The organism is Neisseria sp. HMSC070F02 (assembly GCF_001814225.1).
Lineage (GTDB): Bacteria > Pseudomonadota > Gammaproteobacteria > Burkholderiales > Neisseriaceae > Neisseria > Neisseria meningitidis.
This window is the reverse complement of sequence record NZ_KV815499.1, coordinates 6,288-9,816: the sequence shown is the minus strand read 5'-3', so window position 1 is coordinate 9,816 and position 3,529 is coordinate 6,288. Positions and strand designations below refer to the sequence as shown.

The 3,529-nt window shown below is 53.6% G+C and carries 3 protein-coding genes; all 3 read left to right on the top strand.

The window, feature by feature from the left end; all coding sequences use genetic code 11:
• The first annotated feature begins 983 nt into the window (after positions 1-983).
• The 3 genes from carA to HMPREF2959_RS10230 all read left to right on the top strand — a co-directional run bounded on the left by carA (position 984) and on the right by HMPREF2959_RS10230 (position 2,977).
• Complete coding sequence (carA, locus tag HMPREF2959_RS10240) at positions 984-2,117, top strand: glutamine-hydrolyzing carbamoyl-phosphate synthase small subunit (protein ID WP_002241926.1); 1,134 nt, start codon at positions 984-986, stop codon at positions 2,115-2,117.
• 53 nt (positions 2,118-2,170) lie between these two features.
• The gene (locus HMPREF2959_RS10235) at positions 2,171-2,308 is read left to right on the top strand and encodes a VOC family protein (protein ID WP_070696756.1); all 138 of its coding nucleotides are present in this window, start codon (positions 2,171-2,173) and stop codon (positions 2,306-2,308) included.
• Positions 2,309-2,587: 279 nt separating this feature from the next.
• The gene (locus tag HMPREF2959_RS10230; RefSeq protein ID WP_002219820.1) at positions 2,588-2,977 is read left to right on the top strand and encodes an endonuclease domain-containing protein; all 390 of its coding nucleotides are present in this window, start codon (positions 2,588-2,590) and stop codon (positions 2,975-2,977) included.
• Positions 2,978-3,529 lie beyond the last annotated feature (552 nt).

The window sequence follows — 3,529 nt, the reverse complement described above, 5'->3', positions numbered from 1 at the left end:
GACGGCATTTTTTGCGTTTTTCGGGAGGGGGCGGCAAATGAAACGCGTCATTCCCGCGCAGGCGGGAATCCGGACCGGTCGGTACGGGAACTTATCGGGTAAAAAGGTTTCTCAGGTCCTGAGTCCTGGATTCCCACTTTCGTGGGAATGACGAATTTTAGGTTTCTGATTTTGGTTTTCTGTTTTCGTGGGAATGACGGTTCACGCGAAAATGCCGTCCGAAAGGTTTTCGGACGGCATTTTTTGCGTTTTTCGGGAGGGGGCGGGTTCGTATAGCGGATTAACAAAAATCAGGACAAGGCGGCGGGCCGCAGGCAGTACAAATGGTACGGAACCGGTTCGCCTGGTGCTTGGGCGCCTTAGGGAATCGTTCCCTTTGAGCCGGGGCGGGGCAACCCGTACCGGTTTTTGTTAATCCGCTATAAAAGGCGGGCTATAGGGTAGGCTTCATCCCGCCAATCTCACTGAATCCGTCAATTTCCGCAATTCAATTAAATACCGTCAAACCGATGCCGTCATTCCCGCGCAGGCGGGAATCTAGGATGCGGAATCTCAAGAAACCGTTTTGCCCGATAAGTTTCTGTGCCGACAGGTCTGGATTCCCGCCTGCGCGGGAATGACGGTTCGGGTATTCCTGACGATTCAGGTATTCCTGACGATTCGGGTATTCCCATAGTTTCGCCGGACGGACGTGGGGAAATGCGTAACGGGCATAGTGGGCGCGGAGCGGGCGGTTTTACGCCACGGATTTCCGTTTTCGCGCGAACATATCAGCCCGCCTGCCGCGTTTGCGCTTGAAATCGGGTATGTTTCGTCTTAAAATACGCTGCTTTCAGGGTATAGGCACTTGCCCGAAAAGCACGTTACGCGTCTATCTTGCGCGGCGTGTTTTTTTTTGACCGGATTTTTCCGACCGGATGCCCCCTGCCGAAGTCCCTTCAGACGGCATTGTCAAGAATTTTATTAAAAACAGGATTCCCATCATGAGCACCCCCGCCCTCCTCGTCCTCGCTGACGGCAGCGTATTCCACGGCACATCAATCGGTTACGAAGGTTCGACTTCCGGCGAAGTCGTGTTCAATACTTCGATGACCGGCTATCAGGAAATCCTGACCGACCCGTCCTACTGCAAACAAATCGTTACCCTCACCTACCCACACATCGGCAATACCGGTACCAACGCCGAAGATGAAGAAAGCCGCAGCGTTTACGCCGCCGGTTTGATTATCCGCGACCTGCCGCTCTTGCACAGCAACTTCCGCGCCTCCGAAAGCCTGCACGACTATCTGGTGCGCAACAAAACCGTTGCCATCGCCGACATCGACACCCGCCGCCTGACCACGCTGTTGCGTGAAAAAGGCGCGCAAGGCGGTGCGATTCTGACCGGCGCGGACGCTACGGTCGAAAAAGCGCAAGAACTCATCGCCGCGTTCGGCAGCATGGTCGGCAAAGACTTGGCAAAAGAAGTTTCCTGCACGGAAACTTACGAATGGACGGAAGGTGAATGGGCATTGGGCAAGGGTTTCGTTACCCCTGACGAACAGCCTTACCACGTCGTCGCCTACGATTTCGGCGTGAAAACCAACATCCTGCGTATGCTCGCCTCGCGCGGCTGCCGCCTGACCGTCGTCCCCGCCCAAACGAGCGCACAAGACGTGTTGGCACTCAATCCCGACGGCGTGTTCCTGTCCAACGGCCCCGGCGACCCCGAGCCTTGCACCTACGCCATCGAAGCCGTGCAAAAACTGATGGAAAGCGGCAAACCGATTTTCGGCATCTGCTTGGGACACCAGCTCATCAGCCTCGCTATCGGCGCGAAAACCCTGAAAATGCGCTTCAGCCACCACGGTGCGAACCACCCTGTGCAAGATTTGGACAGCGGCAAAGTCGTCATCACCAGCCAAAACCACGGTTTTGCCGTTGATGCCGACACCCTGCCCGCTAACGCACGCATTACCCACAAATCCTTGTTTGACAACACTTTGCAAGGCATCGAGCTGACCGACAAACCCGTGTTCTGCTTCCAAGGCCACCCCGAAGCCAGCCCCGGCCCGCAAGATGTCGGCTATTTGTTTGACAAATTCATTGGCAATATGAAGGCGGCAAAACGGGCATAATGGCTTTCAGACGGCAACAGTATGCTGCTGCCGTCTGAAAAACAAAGCTGGAAATGAAGATTAGCGCACTCGACCATCTGATACTGACCGTTGCCGACATTGACCGAACCATCGCGTTTTACACGCAAATTTTGGGTATGGAAGAAGTTTCATTTGGCAACAACCGTAAGGCTTGTATTTTAGAAGACTAAGGGATTTGGGAAAGATTGCCGCAACTTGGAAAATGCCCTCTCCCCAGCCCTCCCCCACGGGGGAGGGGGTAGGTTGCAGCAGATTTTGCGGTTGCAGGCAGTTTGAAAAGCGACTTGGATTTACAAGCGTTGATTTCAGGTCGCTTGAAAAATAAAAAACAGCCTGTACAACTTGTTTTCCTTGTTTTCCTTGCAAAACCCTTAATCACTACAGCCGCACCGTCCTCTCTCCCCGTGGGAGAGAGTTAGAGAGAGGGCAGCAAACAGCACGACAACAAAATGAACCCGCACGAGAAACTCTTGACCACCGACAACCCCATCTTGCGCCAACGCGCCAAAGCCATGCGCCAAGAAATGAGCGGGGCGGAAGCAAAATTGTGGCAGCACCTGCGGGCAGGTCGTCTGAACGGCTATAAATTCCGCCGCCAGCAGCCGATGGGAAACTATATTGTTGATTTTATGTGCGTAACGCCCAAGTTGATTGTCGAAGCAGACGGAGGGCAGCACACAGAACAAGCCGCATACGACCACGCGCGGACGGCATATCTCAACAGCTTGGGCTTTACCGTACTGCGGTTTTGGAATCACGAGATTTTACAGCAGACAAACGATGTGCTGACAGAAATCCTGCTCGTGTTGCAAGAATTGGAAAAGCAAGCTGCACGATAGCAGATGGCTGATTTTGATTGGATTATTGAAAATAATAGGATAAAGCCGACTGAATTGAGCATTTATAAAGGCCGTCTGAAAAACAAAAAGCAGCCTGCATAACCTGATTAGTTTACAGAAACCTTAGCCCCAACAGCCACCCCATCCTCTCTCCCGTGGGAGAGAGCTAGAGAGAGGGCAACAAGCCGCAAGGCTTGTGTCTTGGCGGTTAGAGTGTTAGGAAAGGTTGCCGAAATTCGGAGAATGCCCTCTCCCCAGCCCTCCCCCACGGGGGAGGGAGTAGGTTTCAGCAGATTTTGCGGTTGCAGGCGGTTTGAAAGCGACTTGGATTTACCGTTGATTTCAGGTCGTCTGAAAAGCAAAAAGCAACCTGCACAACCTGTTTCCTTGCAGAACCCTTAGCCCTACAGCCACTCCGTCCTCTCTCCCGTGGGAGAGAGCTAGAGAGAGGGCAACAAGCCACAAGGCTTGTATTTCGGTGGTTGAGTTGTTGGGAAAGGTTGCCGAAATTCGGGGAATGCCCTCTCCCCAACCCTCCCCCACGGGGGAGGG

What these genes read in the sequence shown, in the direction of transcription:
- carA (WP_002241926.1), top strand. Translation starts at nt 984, where the DNA reads ATGAGCACCCCCGCCCTCCTCGTCCTCGCTGACGGCAGCGTATTCCAC.
- HMPREF2959_RS10235 (WP_070696756.1), top strand. Translation starts at nt 2,171, where the DNA reads ATGAAGATTAGCGCACTCGACCATCTGATACTGACCGTTGCCGACATT.
- HMPREF2959_RS10230 (WP_002219820.1), top strand. Translation starts at nt 2,588, where the DNA reads ATGAACCCGCACGAGAAACTCTTGACCACCGACAACCCCATCTTGCGC.